Here is a 24,148-nt window from a genome sequence, read left to right as displayed (position 1 = left end):
TTACGACGTCCGCATGACCAACTGAATCGCGTTCACCATCTTGTTGAAAGCGCTCGATTCGGCTTCCAGTTGCTTCTTCCCCTCCACCGTCAACCGGTAGAAACGGGCCTTCCGGTTGGTCTCCGTGACACCCCAATCTGCGTCCAGCCACCCCTTGTGCAACATCCGGTTCAACGCGGGATACAGGGAGCCGTCTTCAATGGCGAGATCCCCATTCGACCATTCGTGAATACGCTTGGCTATGCCGTAGCCGTGCAGCGGCCCCTGGTTAAGGGTCCTGAGAATCATCATGTATAAGGTGCCAGGTAGGAGATCCGGATTCGAGGAGAGTTCGCCCAAGTAGAGAATACCTTTCTGGACTAGATATAACCCCGAATAGGATCAAAGTCAATACGGACTCCTCACATCCGAACCTGTGTCGAGCCGAAGCGGGCTGTAATCGCAGACAAACGTTCGGCGCGGCGTCACTTGGTGCGTTCCCCCCGAAGGCAGGCACTCGCAAGTTCCTCCGCCCGGAGGGCCGGATGCGTTGCGCTTTTGCTGCCTATCGTGTCAGCGCCTATGCAGGAATCCCCAGTGGGCCGGACGGCCCCCGTCTCTCGCTCTCCGGACCTGCTTCGGACCCGGCTCCCGGAATGCTGGAATCAGCAGGCCCGCAGCGCTTCATTCTCCGCCGCAACCGGCAGGCTCCCCGGAATCGCCTGCGTTCCCCTCTGGTTCACAGCACTGGCCTGGAGCTAGGCGGCGCCACCCCGACGGGCAGCGCCGCGCCCCCCCTTCCAGCCTTACTCCAGCGGAGCCGTCACCACCCCCGTGGCCGACAGCCCTCCCGTCTGGCCGGCGCTGCCATGCAACCTGACAGTGACCGTCAAACTACCCACCGCCGAGCCGGGAATCCAGGTCGCCGTCCAAAGCCCATGCGGACCCGGGATCAGCGCCAGCGCCGGCTCGCCGGGGGTAGAGAAGCTCACCAGGCCCAAACCGGTCGAGACCGGCTGCCCGCAGTTGTCGGTCACCAGCATCTCCAACTCGGCAGGCACGCCCGCCGCGACGGAGAAGTGGTCGCCAAACCGCACCCAACTCGCTCGCAGGCTGGTGGCTGCGCAACCGGTCGTCGGTACCACCAGTAGCACGTCCACCACGGATACAGTCCCGTCGGAGAACTCCAAGGCGATCTGCGCCCGGTGCGTCCCTTCGCCCGCCGGACCCGGCACGGCATGCACCGTCAGCTCGAGGGAACCCTCCGCCGGCACCCTGCCCGACACCACGCCCAACGTGAGCCAGCCTTGCGCCTCCACCGGCGCGATCGATGCCGTGTAGCCCATCTCGACCCTGCTCGGATTGCTCAGTACCAGTGTCCGCGCCGCGGCAGCCGCACCCTGGAACGACAACCCTGCAGGCTGCACCTGCGGCCCCAGGGCCTCCGGGCTCACCCACAACTGGACCTCCGCCGCGCGCGCCACTCCGCCGGACGATGGGGTCACCGTCACCATACCCGCATAGTGGCCGGCTGCCAGGTTCGCCGCTTCCGCCTTCACCTGCACGGTGGAACTCGCCTGCGCGCTTCCACTGGCCGGCTCCAGCACGATCCAGGGCGCTGACGCCTGCGCCTGCCAATCCAGGGCTCCCGCACCGTGATTCAGGATCCGGAGCGGTACCGCCGCCGAGGTCCCGCCCGGAGCCGCTCGCAAACTGAGTCCACTCTGCGAGAGTTCGAAGTCGGACTGCTCGTCCAACTCCATCCGCACCGTCACTTCCGCCATCGCCGGCCCCTGCCGGAAGACCAGCTTGCCCGCATAGGCGCCCGCCCGCAGATTGCCGCGGCGCAGGCTCACCCGCACCACGCTCTCCAACGAGCCGTCGAACGAGTCCGTAGCGCGATCCACACTCAACCATGCATCGTCGGTACTCACCGTCCAAGGCTCGGCCCCCGACGTCGTCCTCAGCAGCAACAACCGCTCCACCGCACCGGCGCCCGTCCCGGCCGCGACCACCATCTTCTCGGGCGAGGCGGTCAGTTGTACGCCCGGCGCTGCGGCGTAGTGCAGGGTCACCGCCACGTTGCGGGCCTCGGAGCCCTGCCGCAGCAGGACCGCCCCCGTATAGTCGCCCGGCGTCAGCTCGCCCGCCGCCACAGAGACGTTCACCACCGCCGGCGTCACCGCCGTCGACAGCGAAGCACTCAGCCACGCCGAGTCGCTGCTGATCTGCACCGTCTGGCCGGCCGGCGCGGTCGAAAGGGCCACCTGCTGCGGAGCCGGCGCCGCGCCGCCCGCATACCCTTCAAAACTCAGCACCCACGGTGTCGCCTTCAACCGCTCCGCCACCGTCACCTCCAGGCTGAATGGCCGCGTACTCTCGGCCCCGTTCGCATCGGTCGCCTTCACACTGAAACTGAAGACACCGGTTGTCGTCACGGTCCCACTCAGGTGGCCGTCCGCCGCCAGAGTCACGCCCGGAGGCAAGAGTCCCGAAGCCAGGCTGAACACCACCGGACTCATGCCGCCCGCCGCCTGCACGGCGCGCGCCACGGTCTGCCCCACTTGCATCACCGGCAGCGCCAACGGCAGCACCGAAAGCGCTTCGTTCACCGCCAGCGAGTAGCTCCTCGAGGCCTCCACGCCATTGGCGTCCAATACCCGCAAAGTGAATTGCGCAACCTCTGCCGACGTGGCGGTCCCTTCCAGCGTGCCATCCGCTATCCGCACCAGCAGCCCCGCCGGCAGCTTGCCGCTGGCGATCGACCACACAAAGGGCGCCGTGCCGCCGCGGGCCGCAATCGCCCGCGCCGCGTAACGGCCCGACGTCACTGGACTCAAACCCTCCGTCTCGATCGACAAGCCCGGATAGACTCGCAGGCTGGCGCTGGCGCCGGCCTGGATCGAGTTGCCGTCCACCAGCGTGAACTGGACTTCATACTGGCCGGCGGCCAGGGGCGTGCCGGTAATCACGCCACTGTGTGCGTCCAGCCGCAGCCCGGAAGGTAGACCCTCGGCATAGCCTGAGAGCGTACCTGTCCCGCCCTGAAAATTCAGTTGCCAGGGCCCGGCCGGCCGCCCGGCCACCAGTTGCGGCGCCGCCGGCACCTCCAGCGCCGGAGCCGCATTCACCTTCCATAGCAAGGTCCTCGTCGCACTGAGTTCGTTGCCATCGGTCGCCCGCACCTGCATCGCACCCGAACCTGCCGCGGCCAACGTGCCGGACAGCACTCCGGAATCGGTGTCCAGCTGCGCGTCGGCCGGAGCCGTGCCACCCACCAAAGCCCACCGGTACGGGGCAGTCCCCCGTTGAGCCGCCAGCGTCAGGTTCACTTTCTGCCCCACGGTCCATTCCGGCACCGTCGCCGTCAGGATCTCCGGCGAGTCCACCACCTGCAGCGTGAAAGCGCTCGACGAGCAGCCGCCCAGCGAATCCTCCACCTTCACGGTGATCGAGTACGTGCCCTTCGCCGTCGGCGTCCCACTCAAGGTCCCATCCGCCGCCAGCCCAACGCCCGGCGGCAGCGCGCCTCCGGGCAATGTGTACGTCAGCGCCCCCGTGCCGCCCGTCGTGGCCAACACCTGCAGGTAAGCCGTGTGCAGCACACCCAGGGGCAGCGAACTCGTCGCGATCATCGGCAGAGGGTTCACCGTCACGCTGAGCGTCCGCGAAGCCTGCACCTGATTGTCATCCCTCACCGTGAAAACGACTTCACTTACGCCCAGCCCCGCGGGCACCCCGCTCAGCGCCCCCTGGGCGGTCAAAACCAGCCCGACGGGCAGACCCGTGGCCGACCAGGCCAGGCTACCGGTTCCGCCTGTCGCGGAAAGCACCGTCGCCGTCAGCGGCATCGTGATCGTCGCCGCCGGAATCGACGTAGCCAGAATCGTGGGCGCCGCATTCACCCGCCACGATTGCACCAGCGTCCCCTGCTGGCTCTGCGCGTCCGTTACCCGCAAGGTGAAGGAGAATAGGCCCGGCTGCGTAGGCTGGCCCCCCAACACCCCGGTCGACGGGTTTAGCGCCACACCCGAGGGTAGGGCGCCGCCCGCCAGATCCCAGGTGTACGGCGCGGTGCCCTTCGTCGCCGTCACCCCGGACTGAACCGTCTGCCCCACCGTGAGTGCCGTCAGCGTGGGCGGCGTGATCTCCGGCGGATCGATGACGGCTATCGCGAGCACGGCCGTCGCCGTGGCTCCCACTGAATCCGTTACCTGTGCGGTGAAGGACGCCGGCCCCATCGTCAGCGGAGTGCCCGAAATCAGGCCCGCGGCGGAAAGCCCCAATCCGGCCGGCAGCGTCCCGGCGGCCAGCGACCAGGTGAGAGTCCCGGTGCCGCCGCTGCCGGACAATTGCTGCGAATAGGCCACGCCCGCCACGCCACCCGGTAGCGTCGACGTCTGGATCGACGGCGCCGGGTTCACCACTATGCTCAATGCGGCGGTCGCCGCGGCGGTCCCGCAACACGCCACCCGCACCGTGAAGCTGTATGCCCCAGGCGTGGTGGCCGCGCCCGACAGCACGCCCGTCGCCGTACCCAATACGATTCCACCCGGCAAGGCTCCGCTCTCGATCGACCAGCTCTTCGGTGTCGTGCCGCCCGTGGACGACAGGGTTTGCGAGTAGGGGCGCGAGACAGTCGTCGCCGCCAGATTGGCCGTCGAAACCGCTAGCGCCGCATAGATGTTCATCGTCACGCTCTTCGTGCTCGGGGCGGAGCTCGAATCGTGCGCCGCCAGGGTGAAGGTGTAGCCGCCCGCCGCCGTGGGCGTACCCGAAAGCCGCCCCGTATTCACGTCAAAACTCAGCCCCGGAGGGACTGTCCCCGTGGGCGCGTCCCACGCCAAAGGCGCCACCCCGCCCGCCAGGGAAAAATCACTCTCGTAACTCGCCCCCACCACACCGGCGGCCGCCGTACCCGAAATCGAGAAATTCGGCCGGAACTCCACCGTCAAGTCTGCCGTGTTCGCTCCCACATGAGCCCGCAACACCTGTGTGTAGACGCCGGTGGCGCCCGCACTCGGCCCCCCGGTGTAGGCGGAACACAGGACACCAGAGGGGCACGACCCAGAGCCAGCCCAACTCACGCCGGGCGGAGGCGTGCCCGATACAATCTCCACCGAATCGCTCGGAACGTAGGCGACAGTCGTAGGGATGTAGAGCACCCCGAGATTAGTCGATGGAGTGTAGTAAACCGTCATTGTCGGGCCATCCACCCAAACACCCGGACCAGCCGCTTGAACAAGGGCGGTCAAAAGCACGAAGAGGGCTGCGAGTCGCATTCAGCCCCCTCATCGGTACGAATCACGGGAGCATGAAGGGAATCTGACGGAAGCCGGAAGGACGCCGGGCAACTGGCCGCGCGCCCAGCCCCCCCAATTCCAACATTGAGGATATTTCATCACCGCATCCGAAACTCTTTTTTCCGTTTAGTTTCAACACGCCCCTCTCAAAATCAGCCCTTTTCCCTTGACGCCCCCCTTACCCTGGAATCGCGCCGGCACCGAAGCCGGCCATTTTCATTTACAAGGAGATCCTCATCATGGCTACCGCAGCTCAGATCAACGCCAACCAGGCCAACGCCAGGAAGTCCACCGGACCCGTCACCCTCGAAGGTAAGGCCCGCTCATCCCAGAACGCCCGCAGCCACGGCTTCACCGCCCAGCACCTCATCATCACGCCCGAAGACCGCGCCTCGTTCACAGCCCTCGAGGCCGCCCTGCGCCTCGACACCCGGCCCGCGAACTGCCTCGAGGAAGAGATCTTTCACCGCATCCTCACGCATACCTGGAATCTCCGCCGCATCGAATCGTTCGAGTGCCTGATCCTTGCCGAAACGGACCCATTGGCCGAAACAGACACCCATGGCGGCCAGCTCGACCGTTTCGCTCGCTACCGCCGCGACCTCGAACGCGGCCTCTATCGAGCGATCAAGGAGCTCAGCAAACTCCAAACCGAGCGCGCCGCCCTCGCCCAACAGCACCCCGATGTCGTCAAAGGCGTCCGCGAAAACGTCCCCTTGGCTGAAGTCACCCGCCTGACCAGCAACACCGATGAACTCTTCTTCTATGAAGGGTTTGGCCGCCCCCGGCGTGCGCTCGAACACCTCACCACCGGCATCGATACGGACCACTCCGACAACCAGGACCCCCTCGCCGACCTCCAGCCGATCCGGGTTCCACGAAACGAAGCCAACCCGGCCGGCGCGGACGGTCTGCCCCGCATGTTCTACAACGTAACCAAGCGTTGAACCTGCGTCGCCACACTTTGACGAAACGAAGCCGCCGGGCAATTCCGCTGCCGGTCGCGCCCCACAGCCGGAGTCCGCTCCGGCCGAGCTCTTTGAAAACTTCAATGTCCAGGCAATCCGTTGGGAGGGCGGACGCCCGCGTCCGCGGCTGGCCCCCCGGCCGGCCCCCTTCTCCCTTCAAAACAACCGGAAGACCCATCCTGCGCCCCATCCAGCGCGGCGCCGAAACGAAGCCAAAGGCCTCCACGGCCACCGCCTGAATCTATACCGTGCTTGATGGAACACGGACGGGTTGGATACCATAAGAAATTCAACCACATGCTACGCTTTGAGACCGCCGGCGAGTCGCACGGGGAGTGTCTGGTGGCGACTTTGACCGGTCTGCCCGCCGGTGTCCCTATCTCCGTCGCCCAGGTGAATCATGAACTTTGGCGCCGCCAGCAGGGCTTCGGCCGTGGCGGACGCATGAAAATCGAGACCGATACCGCCGAACTCGTGACCGGAGTGCGCCACTCCCAGACCATCGGTTCGCCCATCGCCATCATTATCAGGAACCGCGATTGGCAGAACTGGACCGAGGTCCTGCCCGTCGAATCGGCCGAGAATAGCGAAGAAAAGAAGAAGCCACTCACCCGCCCCCGGCCCGGCCATGCCGATCTCGCCGGCGCGATCAAGTACAGCTTCACCGACGCCCGCTATATCCTCGAACGCGCCTCCGCCCGCGAAACCACTGCCCGCGTCGCCGTCGGGGCCCTCGCCAAGCAGTACCTCGCACAGTTCGGCGTCCAGGTGCTCAGCCACGTCATCCAGGTCGGCACCGCCCAACTGGAACGCCTGGTCGACTGGGATGAGCTCGTTACCCTCTCTCAGAAGGAAGAAGTCCTGCTGGGCTGCGTCGATCCCGAAGCCGAGACCCGCATGAAAGCCGTTGTAGACGAGGCCTATCGCACTGGCGATACCGTCGGCGGCGTGTTCGAGGTTCGCGCCCACAACCTGCCCATTGGGCTCGGCTCGCACATCACCTGGGACACCCGTCTCGATGGCCGCCTGGCACAGGCGATCCTGTCGATCCAGGCCGTGAAGGGCGTCGAAATCGGCGAGGCCGAGGAAGCCGCCACCGTCTTCGGCTCAAAGGTCCAGGACACCATCCACTACGACAAGGCGGAGCGGCGCTTCCACCGCGGCGCGAACAAGGCCGGCGGGCTCGAAGGCGGCATCACGAACGGCCAGGATCTGGTCGTCCGCGGACTGCTCAAGCCCATCTCCACCCTCCGCAGGCCTTTGGAATCAGTGGACATGACGACAAAGGATCCGGCGGCCGCGGCCTACGAGCGCAGCGATGTCTGCGTCGTCCCCGCCGCGGGCGTCATCGGCGAAGCCATGGTCGCCATCGTCCTGGCCCAGGCGTTTCTTGAAAAATTTGGCGGCGATTCCCTGAAGGAGTCGCGTCGAAACTATGACGGCTACATCCAACAAGTCAGGGAGTTTTGAAGTACTACGATGGTTCTGCGGATAGTTAAGTATGGCGACCCTGTCCTGGAACAGGTGGCCCAGCCGATCGCGGAGTTCGGCACCCCGGAGCTGAAACAGCTGGTGGAAGACATGTTTGAGACGATGTACGCGAACAAGGGTATCGGTCTGGCCGCCCCCCAAGTCGCGCTCTCTCAACGCCTGACGGTCATCGATCCGTCGGCGGGCGAAGACCCCAATGCCCGGATCGTATTGATCAATCCGGAGATTGTCTCGAAACAGGGCAGCCAGATTGGCGAAGAGGGTTGCCTCTCCATCCCCGGCTTCCGCGAGGACGTCAAGCGGTTCAATAAGGTGACGGTCCGCGCCCGGAACGTCGACGGCGAAAGCTTCGACATCGACGGCGAGGAACTGCTGGCCCGCGCCATGCAGCACGAGATCGACCACCTGAACGGCGTCCTGTTCCTCAGCCACCTCAGCCTGCTGAAGCGCGACCTCATCCGCCGCAAGATCCGCAAACTGGCGAAAGCCGGCGAGTGGGAGTAACGGCCCCACGGGCCACAAGCCCGCGCCACCAGGGTAGCCGATGAAACTGGTCTTTCTAGGAACGCCGCAATTTGCCGTGCCGACGCTGGAGGCAATCGTCCAGGCCGGTCACGAGGTAGTGGCGGTGTACACCCAGCCTGACCGGCCCAAGGGCCGCGGCCAGGAACTTGCTCTATCCCCCGTCAAAGAGGCCGCCCTGCGCCTGGGACTCGAAGTCCGGCAGCCGGAACGCGTCCGGCGCTGCGTCGACGAACTAGCCGCGCTCCACTCGGACGCCATGGTCGTCGTCGGCTATGGGCAGATCATCCCGCAGGCAATCATTGACCTGCCGCCCTACGGCATCATCAACGTCCACGCTTCCCTGCTCCCCAAATATCGCGGAGCCGGCCCCATCCAGTGGTCCATCGCCAACGGCGAAACCCTCACCGGCGTCACCACCATGATGATCAACGCCGGCCTCGACACCGGCGACATGCTGCTGAAGGCTGAAACGCCCATCGGCCCGGAAGAGACCGCCCTGGAAGTCGGACCCCGGCTCGCCGCGCTTGGCGCTGGCCTGCTGGTCGAAACACTCATCGGCCTGCTCGCCGGAACGATCACCCGCAGCCCGCAGAACGATGCCGAGGCCACCCTCGCCCCCATCCTGAAGCGCGAAGACGGGCTCATCGACTGGAACCAGCCCGCCGCCGTCATCCACAATCGCGCCCGCGGTTTCCTGCCCTGGCCCGGAGCATGGACGACGTTTCGTGGTGTACGCTTCAACATATGGCGATGCCGTGTAGCCGCTGAACCGGCGGGCGATCGGGCACCCGGAGCCCTCTACACCTCCGGCCGCAAGCTCTTCGCCGCCTGCGGCGCCTCCACCGCCCTGGAACTGCTGGAGATTCAAGTGGAAGGCCGCAAGCGGGTCGACGCCTCAGCCTTCCTGAACGGACAGCGCCTGTCCGACACCGATATTTTGGGAGAGTCCTCGAAGTGAACCTGCCCCTCGGCTTCCGTTATTCCGCTCTGTATGCGGGCATCCGCAAGGCCGCCAAACCTGATCTGGCGCTGATTGTGTCGGACACTCCGGCGTCCGCCGCCGCCGTCTTCACGACGAACCGCGTGCAGGCCGCGCCCGTCAAACTATCCCGCGAGAACCTGGTCCAGACCGGCGGCGTCGCCCGCGCCGTGCTGGTCAACGCTGGCAACGCGAACTGCGCCACCCGCACCGGAGCCAAGGTCGCCCTGGCCACCACTCGGGCCGCCGCCAAAACCCTGGGCTGCAAGGCCGCCGAGATCCTGCCCTCCTCCACCGGAGTCATCGGCATGGAACTCGATCCCAACCTCATCACCAATGCCCTGCCCGCCCTCGCTGAAGGGCTCACCGCCGGCAAGTTCCTCGATTGCGCCGACGCCATCCTCACCACGGACCTGGTCCGCAAAGTGGCCTACGCCGAAGCCGGCGGAGCGCGCCTGGCCGGCATGACCAAGGGTTCCGGCATGATCCATCCCGGCATGGCGACCACCCTCGCTTACGTCGTCACCGACGCCGTCGTCTCGCCCACCGTCCTCCAGTCCTGCCTGAAAGTGGCCGTCGGCCGCAGCTACAACCGGCTCAGCGTCGACGGCGACATGAGCACCAACGACACCCTGCTGGTCCTGGCCAACGGCGCCAGCGGCATCAGGCCCAAACGGGAAGAGTTCCAGGCCGCGCTCGACGAGGTCTGCCAGTCCCTCGCCAAACAGATCGCCCGCGATGGCGAAGGCGCCCAGAAGTTCGTCGAGATCGAAGTCTCAGGGGCGAAGGACGAGGCCTCCGCCACCCGCATCGCCCGCGCCATCGCCAACTCCCCACTCGTCAAGACCGCCATCGCCGGCAGCGATGCCAACTGGGGCCGCATCCTGTGCGCGGCCGGCTACTCCGGCGCGACTTTTGAACCCGAACAGGTCGACATCTTCCTGCAAGGTGTAAAAGTTTGCCGCAGGGGACTCGCCGCCCCGTTTGACGAGGCAGCCCTGAAGACCAGGCTCGACGAGAAGGACTGCAGCATCCGCTTCCTCATTGCTGGCGAGGGCAAGGGCTCCTGCCGCTTCTGGACCTGCGACCTCACCCATGGCTATATCGACATCAACGCCAGCTACCGCACCTGAAAACTCTCGTCCCTCGGCGGCGCGAAACGCGGGTGCGCTTGCTAGACTTAGATAATGTTGTTCACTGGACTGGAGCATACGGCCCTGGCCTCCCCTGAACCAAAGCGGCTCGCACAGTGGTACGTCGACACGCTGGGTTTCCGGATCAATCACGAATACGACGGCAACTTCTTCGTGAAAGCCCCCGACGGCGCCATGCTGGAGATCATTCCATCACAGGGCAATGCGCCCGAAACCGCCATGCGCACCCCGGGCATCCGCCATATCGCGGTCTCGGTCAGCGACTTCGACGCCGGCCAGGAAGACCTGAAAGGCAAGGGCGTCAAGTTCCTCGGGGAACCGCTCAACCTCAAAGGCAACCGCCTGCTCTTCTTCGCTGACGCGGATGGCAACATTCTGCATCTCATCTCGCGTCCCCAGCCTCTGCCGTAACGGTACCGCCCATTGCTAAGCCGGATCTTTACCGCCTTCGAATCCCGAAACTTCCGGTTGATGTGGGCAGGCGCCTGCACCTCCAGCATTGGGACCTGGATGCAGAGTCTGGCTCAAAGCTGGATGGTGCTGAAGCTGTCCGGATCGCCCTTCTATCTCGGGCTGGATTCGTTCCTCGGCGGGACGCCCATCTTCGTGCTGGCTATGTTCGCCGGCGTCGCGGCCGATCGTTTCGACCGCCGCCGGGTGTTGCTCGTCTCACAGTTCGTGCAGATGAGCTGCGCCTTCCTGCTGGCCATCCTCTTCGCCACCAACCACGCCAGCGTCTGGCAGATCCTCACCCTCAGCTTCGTCGTGGGCGTCGCTCAGGCTTTTGGAGCACCCGCCTATCAGTCGCTGATTCCCTCCCTGGTCCCCCGCGAGAACCTGCCCAACGCCATCGCCCTGAACTCCATCCAGTTCAACCTGGCGCGCGTCATCGGCCCGGTGATCGGCGGCTTTGCCCTGACCAGCCTGGGCGCCGCCTGGTGCTTCGGCTTGAATGGCCTCAGCTTCGTGGCGGTGATCATCTCGCTGCTGCTCATCACCATCGACTTCACCCCGGGCAAGACCAAAGAGACCGTAATGGAGAGCATGAAGGGCGGCATCGCCTTCATCCGCCAGAAGCCCGAAATGCTGCCGCTCATCTGGGTTGCCTTCGTCTGTACGTTCCTGGGCATCCCCATCATCGTCTTTCTGCCCGTCTTCGCCAAGGAAGTCTTCGGGGGCACGGCCGCCACCTATACTCTTCTGCTTTCGGTGGAAGCGGCCGGCGCCATCTGCGGCGGGCTGATGGTGGCCGCGCGCGGCAAGGGCGCGGGCGTGGGCCGCGATGCGATTCTGGCCCTCATCGGGCTCGGCGTCTTCGAGGCGGCCTTTGCCCTGAGCCGCAATCTATACGTGGCCCTGGTCTTCCTCTTCCTGGCCGGCATGGGGCTGATCGCCTGTTTTTCACTCCTCAGCTCGCTGGTGCAAATGGTGGCGACCGATGAAATGCGAGGCCGCGTAATGAGCATCTACAACGTTGCTTTCCGCGGCGGCATGCCCATCGGCAGCCTCATCACCGGCTCCCTGGTGCCCCACTTGGGTGCGCCCATTGTTGTCACGGTGTATGGCGTAGTGCTGGCATGTCTGGCCCTCTACCTACTGCTGGTTCAGCGCAAGATCGCCGCCCTATGATCTGGTAACCACGCGCCCTGCGAGACGCGTCTGGATAGAATGGTGAATTGTTCCATGCGGATCCTGCTTCCCCTTCTGATGGCATCCTGTTTCGCGGCCGATCTGCCGGCCGATCTCCTCAAGGCGCGCGACGCCCAGGACCGTGCGGCCCTCGACAAAATCGCCGCCGCTGCCGACTCCGAGGCCCAGGCCAAATCGAATGACGCCGCGGTCCTCTATAAAGCCGCCCAGGCCCAGTTGATCCGCGCGGAAGTCTCGATGGAGCTGCGCGACAAGAACGCCGCCCGCGGCGCCGCCGAGGCCGGCATCCGCGTGGCCGAAAAGGCCGTCGCCCTCAAGCCCAACATGGGCGAGTACCACAGGATCCTGGGCACGCTCTGCGGCCAGGTGATCCCCGCCAACGTGCTCGCCGGGATGAAGTACGGCAAGTGCGCCCTCGACGAAGTGAACAAGGCCGTCGAGCTGGCGCCCAAGGCCGCCTCCGGCTACCTCAGCCGCGCCGTCGGCAACTACTATCTGCCGGCCTCCTTCGGCGGCGGCCCCGAACTCGCTCTCAAGGATGTCGACAAGGCGCTGGAACTCGATCCCAAGGATGCCGACGCCTGGTTGTGGAAGGGCATCATCCTGCGCAAACTGGCGCGCAACGCCGATGCCCGCAAGGCCCTCGCCAAGAGCCAGGAACTCCACCCTGAGCGCCTCTGGACCAAGCAACAACTGGAAAAGACGCCCGAGAAGTGAAGCAGCAGTACCCGGCCATCGCGTTCGTTCTCCTGGTGCTGACGCTGCTGGGTTTCTTCGTGTTTCCGGGCCACACCTGGCTCCAGTCCGATACCCAGATCTACGCGCCCATGCTGGATCGCATGCTGGATCCGGCGTTGGTTCCCAAGGACGAACTCGCCCTTCGCCCGCATGTTACCTGGACCCTGTATGACGAGATCGCCTTCGGTCTGCGCCACCTCACCGGAGCGGACCTGGAACAGGTCCTGGGCGGCCAGCAGCTCGTCTTCCGCTTCATAGGCCTGGCCGGCGCCTTCCTGCTCGCCCAGGCAATGGGACTCGGCCTGCCCGCCGCCCTTTTTGCCGCCGCCTGCTTCGGACTCGGCGCCGTGATCAACGGCCCGGCGGTCCTCACCCTGGAGTACGAGCCCGTACCGCGCGCCTTCGCCATCCTCCTCTTAATGGGCGCCTTCGGCTGCGCCGCCAACCGCTACTGGCGCGTGTCCGCTGTCCTGGCCTTCCTGGCCACCATCTACCACCCCACCTCCACCGCTCCCTTCTGGGCCTGCGCCGCCCTCTACTTCCTGGTCTCCAAATCGCGCAGGGAGCTTTGGCCGCTGGCCGTCGGCTGCGCCGCCGCCATCGGCACGGTGCTCCTCTGCGCAACCCTGCAGCATGGGGAGACGGAACGGCAGGTCTGGTTCGGTGTCATCCCCACCCAGCTCGAAACCGTGCAGAAGTTCCGGGCGATGTACAACTGGATCCAGTTCTGGCCGAGCCCCTGGTTCTGGCAATATCCGGCCCTGCTGCTCTTCAGCGCGGGCGCCTGGTGGCGCATCCGGACGCGCTTGTCGCCGGAGGCCCGCTTCTTCTCACTCGCCGTGGCCGTCTACGGCATGTTGATGGTGCCGCTGCAATACCTGCTGCTGGATGTCGGCAAGTGGATCCTCATGCCGCAGTTCCAGCCGGCCCGCGCCGTGCTCTTCATCACTGCCATGGCCCTGCTGCTCGGCGTGGCTGCCGGATGGCACGCCGCCACGGCGGGCCGCCGCCTGGAAGCGTTCGCCTGGTTCGTCGTGGTCTTCGCAATTCCCACGAACGGCCTCGTGATTCAGCTCTTCACGGTGCCGGACGCCCGGAAACTGACGCTCGTTCTTGCCCTGGCCGCTGTCGCGGTCATGGCTGTAAAGTGGCCGCGCACGGCCGTCCTGGTACCCGCCGCCGCGATCTTCCTGATCCCCGGCTTCGGCGGGGTCCGGAACTATCCTGTGCTCCACACCGCTCCACTGCGGGCACTCTCTGCCTGGGCACACGAGTCCACGCCGCAGGACGCCATGTTCCTGTTCGCCGATGTCGGCCACGGCCTGCAGCCCGGCGTCTTCCGTAACGATGCCAAGCGCAGCATCTATGTCGATTGGAAGGGCGGCGGGCAGGCCAATCTGCTGGAGGATTTTGCCCGCCTGTGGTGGCAACGCTGGAACGCTGTGCACGAGGCGAAACTGCCGCTGCTGCCGCTGGAAGACTATCGCGCCATGGGCGTCGACTACATCGTAGTCCGCACCGCCAATCGGCCCCCGGCCGCCACGCCGGTCTATTCGAACTCCGACTGGGCCGTGCTCGCTACCCGTCCGACCGGGCAATAAACGCGTCGACTTCTTCCCTCGATGGCGCCGAGGCCTGTGCGCCCAGGCGTGTCACGGAGAGCGCCGCCGCCGCGTTGGCAAACCGCAATGCCGTGGGGATTTCGAAGCCCTCGGCCAATGCCACGGCCAATCCCGCGTTAAACGTATCGCCCGCCGCGGTTGTATCCACTACCTCGACCGTGAAACCTTGCACGGCGAGTTCCCGCTGGTCATCCGAGTAGAAGCAGCCCTGGTCACCCAACTTCAACACCACGGCCTTCGGCCCCAGAGCGCGCAACGCCCTGGCGATCTCCGGCGCCTCGGCAAAGGTCACCCGGGTCGGTACCCGATCCAGCAGGATGCACGCCTCGCTCTCGTTCGGAGTTAGGATGTCGACAAGCGCCAGCAACTCGGCCGGCAGCCGCCGCGCCGGAGCCGGATCCAGGATCGTCAGCGCCCCTGCCTTGTGGCCGGCGCGCATCGCCGCCGCCACGGCCTCCAGCGGAGTCTCGAGCTGGAACAGGGCGCAACGCGCTCCTTCATAAGCCGCGTGGGCCGACTCGATATCGCCCGGCGCCAGCATCGCATTGGCACCCGGAGCCACCACGATCGAGTTCTGCCCCGACTTCTCCACCCAGATCAGCGCCACACCCGTGGGGGTCTGCCGCGCGGCACGCACAGTGGAAACGTCCACGCCCGCCGCCGCCAGGCTCGCCTTCAGATGGTCGGCAAACGGATCCAGCCCGACGCACCCCACCATCCGCACCCGGCCGTTCGTCGCCAGCTTCCCGGCTGCGCACGCCTGGTTCGCGCCCTTGCCGCCCGGGATCATCTGGAAGTTGCCGCCCAGCGTGGTCTCTCCGGGCGCGGGCAGACGGTCGACCTGCACCACAAAGTCCATGTTCAACGAACCGGTGACGACCAACGAGGGGATCTGCATCATGGGTATCTTACTGCACAGGCGGGGACGAACGAGGGGAAGGCCCAGGAGCGCGGAGGGACGGGCCTTGGGGGGGACGCTTGGACTAGTGAGCCAGGTCGATACCGAAATTCCGGAGCTCTTCGGCGTAATACCGCTTGTGCAGCAGATCCCACTCCTCGCTGCCCTCGGGAATTTCCTTCTTCATCGTGCGGATCTTGGCGCGTGCCGCCTTCTCCGCCTTGTCTTCATTCTGCAGGATCTCGGAGATCAGCCGGACCAGTTCCAGCCGCACGTCATTGGAATCCCGGCGAAAGCGGCAATCCCGCGATTTGCGCAGCGCGGTGACCACTTTATGCGAGATCTCGTTGATCTTGTCGCGGCTCAGCTTCATCGGATCGCCGGTATCGCGGCCGCTGGCCTTCACCACTTTGCGCTGGGCAACCAACTGGTTCTTGATGCGGCGGAACATCTCCGAATAACTGATGCTGTTGTTGGACATGTACACGGAGTACTCTTCCAACAGCGTGCGCACCTCGTCATTCAGCTTGTCTTCCACGGACAACTCATCGGTAATGATCGTCCCCATCAACTCCGCCACGGCGGTGGGGTTGGAGATTTCGATGATGTTGGAACCAAGCTTTGCTGCCAGTTGGCGGCTTAGATAAGTGACGAATTCTTTGGCGAGGAGCATCCTGCGAACTCAGAAGCTAACCGGACTACTTTCCAGTCTAGCAGCATGCGGAAAAGCGCTCCAAATCATTCCACTCCGTCAGGTTCACCCACCGCGGCGAGCATTTCCTCCACCATGACTTCCAAGTCTTTCGGAAGGAATGGCTTACGCAGGATGCGACCCGTCCCGGAACCGTTCTCGTATTCCAATGAATCACCGGGATAGCCCGAGATGTAGAGCACGCCGAGCCTGGGATTGAGCTGCAGCAGCCGCTCAGCGAGTTCCGGTCCGCTCATGCCCGGCATCACGACGTCGGTGATGAGTAGCTCCACCGGTGGATCCGCCTTGCCGAACAGTTCCAGCGCCTGCTCGCCGCTGGACGCCGCGTACGTCCGGTAGCCCAACTGGGACAAAGTCTCCCGCGCAAGTTCCCGCACCTGCCCCTGATCTTCCACCAGCAGAATGACGTGCTGGCTGGCCTGCCTGCCGGGCCCCCACGACTGCACCGCGGCCTCGGCTTCCGGGTCACCCACCGCCGGCAGCAGGATACGGAACGTCGCGCCCTGGCCCGGCTTGCTGAAGACGGAGATGTGCCCACCGCTCTGCTTCACGATTCCATACACGCTGGACAGCCCCAGTCCGGTGCCCTTCCCTACCTCTTTGGTTGTGAAGAACGGCTCAAAAATCCGCTCCCGCGTCGCCTCGTCCATGCCCGAGCCCGTGTCCATGGCGTACAGCGCCACATAGGAACCCGGCTGGAGATCCATCGACTGGGACGAGCGCGCCTCGGTGATCTCCTCATTCGCGGTCCGGATCGTGAACGCGCCGCCCACCGGCATCGCATCGTGCGCATTGGCCGCCAGGTTCAGCAGGACCTGCGCCAGTTGGGTCCGGTCGGCCCGCACCCTCATCAGCGGCTTTGCGGTCTGGAATCGAAGTTCCACGGTCTCACCCAGCAGAGGGACGAGCAAACCCTGCATGGACACAACCACTTCATTCAGATCCAGAACCTGCGGCTGCAGCACCTGCTTGCGGCTGAACGCCAGAAGCTGCCTCGTCAGGTCGGCCGCGCGCTGCCCGGCCCTTTGAATTTCGACCAGCAGCCGGCGGTTCTGGTCCCCTTCCCCGATGCGCCCCAGCAGCATTTGGCTGTAGCCGTTGATGACCGTCAGCAGGTTATTGAAGTCGTGGGCAATCCCGCCGGCCAGGGTACCCAGCGACTCCACGCGCTGCACATGGCGGAACTGCTCCTCAATCTCCTTCATCTCCGTCACGTCCTGCACCGTGCCCATCACCATGTGCCGGCCGTCCCGCAACTGGGTGAACTCGCCGTAGGACCGGACGTGGCGGACCCGGCCGTCCGGGCGCATGATCCGGTACTCCATGGCCCGGTTCCGCGACTCCTTATCGGCCGTCATGGCCATGGTCCGGATGCGCTCGCGGTCATCCGGATGGACAAGTTCCATCAGGTGGTCGAACGTAGGCTCGAAGATTTCCGAATTCAGCCCATGGATCCGGTAGACCTCATCGGACCAGCGAAGCGCCCCCGTGTGCGGATCCTTTTCCCAACTGCCGAGGCGGGCCAGCTTCTGGGCCCGTTCCAGGTGAGCCTGGCTGGCGCGCAGTTGCCGCTCCGCCAGCCGCCGCCGCAGGACATTCGCCACCATCGCGGCGATGATCAGGAACTGGATCAGTGTAAAGGCCGCGCCGGCCCATAGCAGACGGCGGTTGCGGGCATAGAAATCGGTCATCCTGTCGGGCCGGTTGATCACCAGCACGCCGGCCGGGATCAGCCCGGGGGCCACCCCATGCCGCTCCAGCACCGCATAGTCGAGCACCATCTGGAGCACGCCGTGCCGCACCAGCGACATGCCCCCGGGCGCCGCGCCTTCCAGCACCCGCTTCGCGAGATTGCCGGCCTGCAGGCCATGCGCGCGGCCGTTGTTGGCGCAGCCCCCCGCAAGCCCCTGGCCCAGTTGCGCGCTGTTCGGACTGAACACAGGCGCCGCCCCCGCGGCCCGCACGATCTGGGCGCCCGCGTCCGCCAGCGGCACATACAGGCCGGAACTGTCGTGGGTAAAGCTCGTCGTCATCACCATGGAATCCGGCGGCAACGCCCGCAACTGCTCCAGGATCTGGCCGAACGACAGCAGCGAGCCGTCCAGGAATTCGAAATGCAGCGGAGTCCGCCGCCGTGCAATGTTCCGCAACGCCCGCAGGTGTACCTGGTTCGAAGCCGATGCGTCGGAGACCACAAACACGTGCCGTACCTTCGGGAAGAGCCGCAGCGCCGTGTCCAGGTAGCTCTGGAGATCAAACTCCTCCACTACCCCCGTGTACGAATCCCTCGGCAGTTGCTGGATGAGCTCCGGGCTGGAAACTCCGGAAAATACGACGGGCACGGGGCCGAACAGGTTGTCGCGGTGCTTCAGCAGGAACTGGAGGGCGTCGTCGTCCGAGGAAACAATGAGATCCAGCCGCAGGGTCCGGTACTTCTCCCGCAGAGTCTCCTGCATCCAGGCCTCGTGGGCCGGGCCGCTCTTGCGTTTCGCGTCCAGGAACTCCGTCCAGACCTCCACCTCGAAAGGCAGCGACGACAGCACGTCCTCCACGCCCAGCACGAGATCATTCGTCCAGGGGAAGTTCTGGTGATAGGAGTTCAGGATCAGGACATTGCGCTTGGGCGGAGACACCTCCGCGCCCGGCGTGGACGGTTGGCCCGCCCGCACTCCGGCCGTCATCGCCAACAGGCACAGAATGGTCATTCCATGCGAGGGAGCGATCATTCGACGCTTTCCCCGGCAAGCCATGTCAACTCATCTCCCGGGTGCCCGGATTAATGAACGAGATCGCCTTCGTGATGATCCAGGAAGTCCCGGTCGATCCTCTTGCGGCCTCGGAACCCCTCATCCAGACCGTGCCAGTAGCCGACACCTGTCTCGTTGAGCTGGTAGCAGATCAATACTTCCTCACCGCGGTACTTCGTGGGGAAATCCACAAGCCCGATGTTGAGATCCTTCACCTGTATCCCTAACTCTTCGAACTGATCGAGGATCTCCTTGAGCTTTTTTCCCAGCTCATCCACTCGTTTTCGCAGCAACACCAGCCGCCCGGTGTCGAGGTCCACGCCGCCCATCTGGTGGGCTTTCCGCATGCACTCGGCGATCTCCTGCTGCGACTCCTCCAGTTCGGCGCGCGCCTCCACCGCTTCATTGAGCATGCGGCGCACCTCCGGCACCAGCTGTTGCGCCTGCTCGAGCGTGAAAAAGCGAGCCATGGCCTTAGTGTAGTTGAGTTCCCAGCGCGCGCAGGATCGCATCCGCCGCGGCCGCCGGTTCCGCCGCCCTGGTAATCTCGCGGCCCACCACCAGGTAGCTGGCTCCGGCCTCCATGGCCGACGTGGGCGTCGCGACACGCTTCTGGTCACCATGATCCGCGCCAGCCGACCGGACTCCCGGCACCACCAGCAGCGTCTCGCGCGGGATCAGGCTCCTCAGCCGCTCCACCTCCAGGGGCGAGCACACCAGCCCGTCTGCCCCGGCGTCCACCGCCTTCGCGGCCAGCCATTCCACCTGCTGGGCCACCGTGCGGCCCGTGATCCCGACGTCTTCCAGATCCGCCTGGTCGAAGCTCGTCAGCACGGTCACAGCCAGAATCCGCAGATTCGTACCGGCCGCCGCCTCACGAGCCGCCCGGATCACCTGCGGGCTGGAATGGACGGTCAACAGGCTGCCGCCCAAGGCGGCCACGCGCGCCGCCGCCCGCTTGACGGTCTCGTGGATGTCGTACATCTTCAGATCCACGAAGACCTGCTTGCGCCGGGCGATAATCTCCCGGACCACCGCCGGACCTTCGGCGGTAAACAGCTCCAGGCCGACCTTATAGAAATCGACGGTCGTCGCCAGCCGGTCGACCAGGCTGAGCGCCTCTCCGGCGTCCGGCACGTCGAGGGCAACAATGATGGGGTTGTAGTTCATAAGACTTGAATGGGCTTTGCGCCCCGTTCCAGGACACGGCCAATCACCCGGCCCACGGGTCGCCCCTCGGCCTGCTCCGGCGATTGCGACAACAGCAACCCGCCCGAGGTCTGAGGATCGTAGAGCAGGGCTTCCACTTCGGGCCGGATTCCTTCGCTCACCAGGACGCACGAGGACGCAAACGCCCGGTTGTTGTTCAGCCCGCCGGGCACAGCCCCCGCCGCGGCATACTCCAATGCCCCTGCCAGGAACTCGAGTGCCGACGAATCAATCTCCAAGGTCACGTTGCTGGCCAGCGCCATCTCGCGCCCATGGCCCATCAGGCCAAAGCCAGTAACATCGGTGCAGCCGTGGGCCTCGGTGTCCACTTTGTTCAACTTCAGCATCGACGCGATGGACGCCGCAACATGCTCGTCGCTGGCCAAGCCGCGTTTCAGCGCCGTCGAGATCACACCCGTGCCCAGCGGCTTCGTCAGTACCAGAACATCGCCCGGCCGCGCGCCGGCATTGGTCCAGATCCTGTCAGGATGAACCGTGCCCGTCACCGCATAGCCGAATTTGATCTCTTCGTCGTTCACGCTATGCCCGCCCACCACCGCGCATTCCGCCTCGATCATCTTCTCGGCGCCGCCCTTCAGGATCGCTTCCAGATCCTCCAGGTCGCCCTTGCCCGGGTAGCACAGCACCGACAACGCGGTTACCGGCCGCCCACCCATCGCGTACACATCGCTCAACGCATTGGCCGCCGCGATGGCCCCGTAAGTGTAAGGATCATCGACGATTGGCGTGAAGAAATCCACTGTCTGCACCAGGGCACACTCCGGGCTGAGCTTGTAGACGCCGGCATCGTCCGACGTATCAAACCCCACCAGAACGTTAGAATTGCGCAGGCGCGGAACGCCTGGCAGCACCTGGTCCAAAACCTTTGGACTGAGCTTGGACGCTCAACCGGCGGCTTTGACGTGCGCGGTCAATTTCTTCATTGCAAAGGCTCTCAAGGCCACTGCGGCCTGGATCTATTATCCAGCATGCAACGCCGCCGTTTTCCGGCTGATGCCCAGGAATCCTCGGCCACCGACGGACAGGATCTATAATTTGGACTTGACGCATTGGAAACAGCGCCTTGCCCTCTCCGCCCTGCTGGTGATTTGCGGAGCGGTGGAGGCGCGGTTCATCTACACTTCGCTCACGCCACTCTTCCAGCAAGTCCCGCGTATTCCGGGAGTCATTGATCCCGAGAACCTCGCCCTGGGCCAGGTGAAGGAGTTTGCGACGCACGGCGGAATCAAGGAAGGGGACACGCTGCTGGCGGTCAACGGGGTGCCGATCCACTCCGGCTTCGATGCCGCCCATGAGTTCTTCGCCAGGCCGGGTGGAACGCACGTCCAATTTACGGTGCGTACGGGGGACGGTCCGCCCCGCACCGTCGATCTGGTGACCCCCATCCAGACCATGACCGAGTTGGGCGACTTTGCGTTCACCCTTGGCCTGAACATCATCCTGCCCGTCCTCTGCATCGGGCTCGGCTTCCTGGTTGCCTTCCGCCGGCCCTCCGACCCAACCGCCCTCGCCATCCTCTGGTTGCTGCTGAGCCTGGCCTTCATGCAACGCTCCAACGGCTACGAGCGTTATAGCTGGGGCGTGTGGATGAGCGGAACCGCCATTTTGCTGGACGTATTCTCGAACGCCTGGCCCGCCGCCTGGTGCGCGGTCGCGCTGCTCTTTCCCGATGGACGCTGGCGCCGGGGGCCGCTGTCGTGGATCTCCCTCGCCGCGATTGTCATCTATACGCCGCATGACGCCGCGCGCGCCGCGCTGGTCGCCGGCATGTTCGCCGAGCCCAAGGTCTGGGCCATCCTCCGGCCTCTGGAACATCTCCCGAAGGCACTCACCCAGTCGTGGCACTTTGCCCTGATTGGCCTCGGCCTGCTGTGCTTCCTGGTGAAATTCCGAGCCGAAACCCATCCCGCCGCACGCCGCCGCATGCGCTGGATGCTCGCCGGGCTCATGCTGGGCATCCTGCCGAATACCGCGCTGATGGTCTCAGCCGTGCTGCTCAACCGGGACCTGAACGACTACCCGATCTGGCTGCTCATGCCCGGCGTGCTGGCTCCCATCCTGATCCCGGTCACACTGGCCTACAGCATGCTCGTTGACCGCCTGTTCGACCTTGGCGTGGTCTTCCGCCAGGGACTGCTCGCCTCCCGCACGGTGACTGCCCTGCGGTTGCTGGTCAATGCCATCCTACTCTGGGTCGCCTTCAGCGGCCGCGGCTGGATTGTCACCCTGCTCTGCCTCGCCGGGATTATGGTGGTCAGCTATGGCACAGATCACGTCCGAGCCTGGGTGGACCGCCGTTTCTTCCGCGAGGCGGTGAATACCGAGCAGGTGCTGATCGAGCTTTCCAACCAGGTCCGGCGCATTACGGACCCCAAGAAACTGCTGGAGATCGTGCAGGACCGCATCCAGGCCGCACTGCATATCACCCGCATTGAACTGCTGCCCGCCGGCGGCTACCAGGATTTTGGCGACCTCATCCTGCCGCTTACGACGCCCGACCAGGATTACGGCGCCCTGCGCCTGGGCCCCAAGCTCTCCGAGGAGCCCTACTCGCGCCGCGACCTGCAACTTCTGGAATCGGTCGCGAGCCAGACCGCGCTCGCCCTGGATGTCTCCCGGCTCACGGCCACGGTCGCCACGGAAACCGCGCAGCGCGAACGTTTGAACAATGAGCTCGAGATCGCCAGCCAGGTCCAGCAGCGGTTGTTTCCCAAGCGCGCCCCACAGATACAGGGGCTCGACCTCGCCGGCTGCTGCGTGCCCGCCCAATCGGTGGGTGGCGACTACTACGACTTCCTCACGACACCCGGCGGAGCCGTCGGCCTGGCCATCGGCGATGTCGCGGGCAAGGGCGTCCCCGCCGCACTATTGATGGCGGGGCTGCAGGCGTCGCTGCGGGGCCTGATCCTGGGCGGCGTGACGGATCTGCGCGAACTGATGGCCAAGTTGAACGTGCTGGTGTACGACGCGTCCCCAGCCAACCGCTTCGCGACGTTCTTCTACGGGGTGTATGAGCCAGCCGGCGGCGCCCTGCGTTATTCCTGTGCCGGCCATAATCCGAGCCTGCTGCTGCGAGCCACGGGGGAGCACCACTGGCTAAAGACGCCGGGCGTCGGGCTGGGCATGACGCGGCGGGCTCAGTACGAACAGGCGGAGGCGGCCCTTCAGCCCGGAGACATGCTGGTGCTCTACACCGACGGCGTGACCGAGGCCCGCAACCCCCAGGGCGAAGAGTTCGGAGAAGACCGGCTGCTGGACGCCCTGCGGGCCGCACCCGGAGCGGGCGCCCAGGCGGCGGCGGATCAACTACTGGAGGCGTTGACGCGCTTTGCCGCCGGAGCCCCGCAACACGACGACATCACGCTGATCGTGGCCCGGCGCAGCGCCTAGCGCAGCCTGCGAACCGGGCGATCTACGCCGGAAGCGCTGTCTGGCGAATGCGGCCAGGCCAGCCAGCACGAACAGGCTCGCCGTGCCCGGTTCCGGCACGGATTGGAGCTGGAGTTCAGCGATGCTGTGGTTGAAGTAAGTGCCCAGTTGCACGCCGTCCGAATCACCGACAAGGTTGGGGCTGGTGGTGGACACGTACCCGCCGATCACGAAGGACGCACCGAGTTTCGCGTTGATGGCGGAAAGGCCGGCCGAATTCAACTTGAGCGAAAGGGTATGGCCTGGTTGGACGGTGCAGGAGGGGGTGCTGCAATCGACCCTGGCGTCGGAGGGCACGACATTCAACTGGCCATAGACGGCGCCCGCACCCAGGTCGGCGAAGATCGACTGCCCGGTCGCGTCGCCCGCCGTGTAGCTCGCCGAGAGGAGCGAGGGAGACAGCAAAAAGTCAGTGAACACGACCGTGTGTTGCGCGCCATCGCCGAAGTAGCCGCTGGGTTGCACCACAAACGTCGCTTCCGTGACGGGTGCGAGGCCGGAGGGCAGGTCGAAAACCCAAAATGCGCGCCAGACCGTACCGTTAACATTCGTGGACTTGCCCATGAATGTGAAGTAGACGACCGGATTGGCAAAACCCTGATCGGACACGTCGCCCTGCAGGGACGAGGACGCAGTGACCGGACTGGCGGTCGCGAAGGGTGCGGAGACCAGCAAACCCAGAGTGAGAAGTTTAGCCCAGGACATCGGACGAGAATAACAGAG

Annotated in this window: 19 protein-coding genes; 10 read left to right on the top strand and 9 right to left on the bottom strand. The window is 65.2% G+C overall.

Going from position 1 to position 24,148, the window contains the following annotated elements; all coding sequences use genetic code 11:
• Nucleotides 1-339 (bottom strand): PadR family transcriptional regulator, encoded by a 339-nt coding sequence (locus tag IRI77_RS37000; RefSeq protein WP_267239363.1) that lies wholly within the window; start codon nt 337-339, stop codon nt 1-3.
• Nucleotides 340-785: 446 nt separating this feature from the next.
• On the bottom strand, nt 786-5,261 hold the full coding sequence (locus IRI77_RS36995) for an Ig domain-containing protein (protein WP_194449935.1): 4,476 nt from the start codon (nt 5,259-5,261) through the stop codon (nt 786-788).
• A gap of 260 nt (nt 5,262-5,521) precedes the next feature.
• Here IRI77_RS36995 and IRI77_RS36990 point away from each other — a divergent pair, with 260 nt between their 5' ends.
• From IRI77_RS36990 to IRI77_RS36950, 9 genes are all read left to right on the top strand, one after another.
• Complete coding sequence (locus IRI77_RS36990) at nt 5,522-6,229, top strand: hypothetical protein (RefSeq protein ID WP_194449934.1); 708 nt, start codon at nt 5,522-5,524, stop codon at nt 6,227-6,229.
• Between the two features lie 318 nt (nt 6,230-6,547).
• On the top strand, nt 6,548-7,720 hold the full coding sequence (gene aroC, locus IRI77_RS36985; protein WP_194449933.1) for a chorismate synthase: 1,173 nt from the start codon (nt 6,548-6,550) through the stop codon (nt 7,718-7,720).
• A gap of 9 nt (nt 7,721-7,729) precedes the next feature.
• Nucleotides 7,730-8,245 carry a peptide deformylase gene (def, locus tag IRI77_RS36980; protein ID WP_194449932.1) on the top strand — a complete coding sequence of 172 codons (516 nt, stop codon included), beginning with the start codon at nt 7,730-7,732 and terminating at the stop codon, nt 8,243-8,245.
• A gap of 40 nt (nt 8,246-8,285) precedes the next feature.
• On the top strand, nt 8,286-9,224 hold the full coding sequence (fmt, locus tag IRI77_RS36975; RefSeq protein WP_194449931.1) for a methionyl-tRNA formyltransferase: 939 nt from the start codon (nt 8,286-8,288) through the stop codon (nt 9,222-9,224).
• On the top strand, nt 9,221-10,378 hold the full coding sequence (gene argJ, locus IRI77_RS36970; RefSeq protein ID WP_194449930.1) for a bifunctional glutamate N-acetyltransferase/amino-acid acetyltransferase ArgJ: 1,158 nt from the start codon (nt 9,221-9,223) through the stop codon (nt 10,376-10,378). Before fmt ends, argJ begins: the two co-directional genes overlap by 4 nt.
• A gap of 54 nt (nt 10,379-10,432) precedes the next feature.
• Nucleotides 10,433-10,810 (top strand): VOC family protein, encoded by a 378-nt coding sequence (locus IRI77_RS36965; protein ID WP_194449929.1) that lies wholly within the window; start codon nt 10,433-10,435, stop codon nt 10,808-10,810.
• A 12-nt stretch (nt 10,811-10,822) separates the two neighbouring features.
• Nucleotides 10,823-12,028 (top strand): MFS transporter, encoded by a 1,206-nt coding sequence (locus tag IRI77_RS36960; protein ID WP_194449928.1) that lies wholly within the window; start codon nt 10,823-10,825, stop codon nt 12,026-12,028.
• A 54-nt stretch (nt 12,029-12,082) separates the two neighbouring features.
• Nucleotides 12,083-12,766, top strand: a complete 684-nt coding sequence (locus IRI77_RS36955; protein WP_194449927.1) for a tetratricopeptide repeat protein — start codon at nt 12,083-12,085, stop codon at nt 12,764-12,766.
• A complete protein-coding gene (locus tag IRI77_RS36950) occupies nt 12,763-14,388 on the top strand; it encodes a hypothetical protein (RefSeq protein ID WP_194449926.1) in 1,626 nt (541 codons plus the stop codon). The genes IRI77_RS36955 and IRI77_RS36950 overlap by 4 nt, the downstream gene beginning before the upstream one ends.
• Here IRI77_RS36950 and rbsK read toward each other — a convergent pair.
• From rbsK to selD, 6 genes are all read right to left on the bottom strand, one after another.
• Entirely contained in the window at nt 14,366-15,310 is a 945-nt protein-coding gene (rbsK, locus tag IRI77_RS36945) for a ribokinase (protein ID WP_228486516.1), read from the bottom strand. The two genes, IRI77_RS36950 and rbsK, sit on opposite strands and share 23 nt — an antisense overlap.
• A gap of 82 nt (nt 15,311-15,392) precedes the next feature.
• Complete coding sequence (locus IRI77_RS36940) at nt 15,393-15,980, bottom strand: DUF507 family protein (protein WP_194449925.1); 588 nt, start codon at nt 15,978-15,980, stop codon at nt 15,393-15,395.
• Nucleotides 15,981-16,045: 65 nt separating this feature from the next.
• Nucleotides 16,046-18,745: an ABC transporter substrate binding protein gene (locus IRI77_RS36935; RefSeq protein WP_194449924.1), complete on the bottom strand. Its 2,700-nt coding sequence runs from the start codon at nt 18,743-18,745 to the stop codon at nt 16,046-16,048.
• 50 nt (nt 18,746-18,795) lie between these two features.
• A complete protein-coding gene (locus IRI77_RS36930) occupies nt 18,796-19,236 on the bottom strand; it encodes a DUF2203 domain-containing protein (RefSeq protein WP_194449923.1) in 441 nt (146 codons plus the stop codon).
• A 4-nt stretch (nt 19,237-19,240) separates the two neighbouring features.
• Nucleotides 19,241-19,936, bottom strand: a complete 696-nt coding sequence (gene pyrF / locus IRI77_RS36925; protein WP_194449922.1) for an orotidine-5'-phosphate decarboxylase — start codon at nt 19,934-19,936, stop codon at nt 19,241-19,243.
• The gene (selD, locus tag IRI77_RS36920; RefSeq protein ID WP_194449921.1) at nt 19,933-20,919 is read right to left on the bottom strand and encodes a selenide, water dikinase SelD; all 987 of its coding nucleotides are present in this window, start codon (nt 20,917-20,919) and stop codon (nt 19,933-19,935) included. Before selD ends, pyrF begins: the two co-directional genes overlap by 4 nt.
• A gap of 112 nt (nt 20,920-21,031) precedes the next feature.
• On the opposite strand from selD, the gene IRI77_RS36915 reads away from it, so the two are divergent.
• Entirely contained in the window at nt 21,032-23,386 is a 2,355-nt protein-coding gene (locus tag IRI77_RS36915) for a SpoIIE family protein phosphatase (protein WP_194449920.1), read from the top strand.
• On the opposite strand, the gene IRI77_RS36910 is transcribed toward IRI77_RS36915, so the two are convergent.
• On the bottom strand, nt 23,303-24,130 hold the full coding sequence (locus tag IRI77_RS36910; RefSeq protein ID WP_194449919.1) for a PEP-CTERM sorting domain-containing protein: 828 nt from the start codon (nt 24,128-24,130) through the stop codon (nt 23,303-23,305). The two genes, IRI77_RS36915 and IRI77_RS36910, sit on opposite strands and share 84 nt — an antisense overlap.
• Between the last annotated feature and the right edge of the window lie 18 nt (nt 24,131-24,148).

This window comes from Paludibaculum fermentans, from assembly GCF_015277775.1.
In the GTDB taxonomy this organism is placed as follows: Bacteria; Acidobacteriota; Terriglobia; order Bryobacterales; family Bryobacteraceae; genus Paludibaculum; species Paludibaculum fermentans.
The sequence above is the reverse complement of the archived record's forward strand: the minus strand, read 5'-3'. Positions and strand labels throughout refer to the sequence as shown.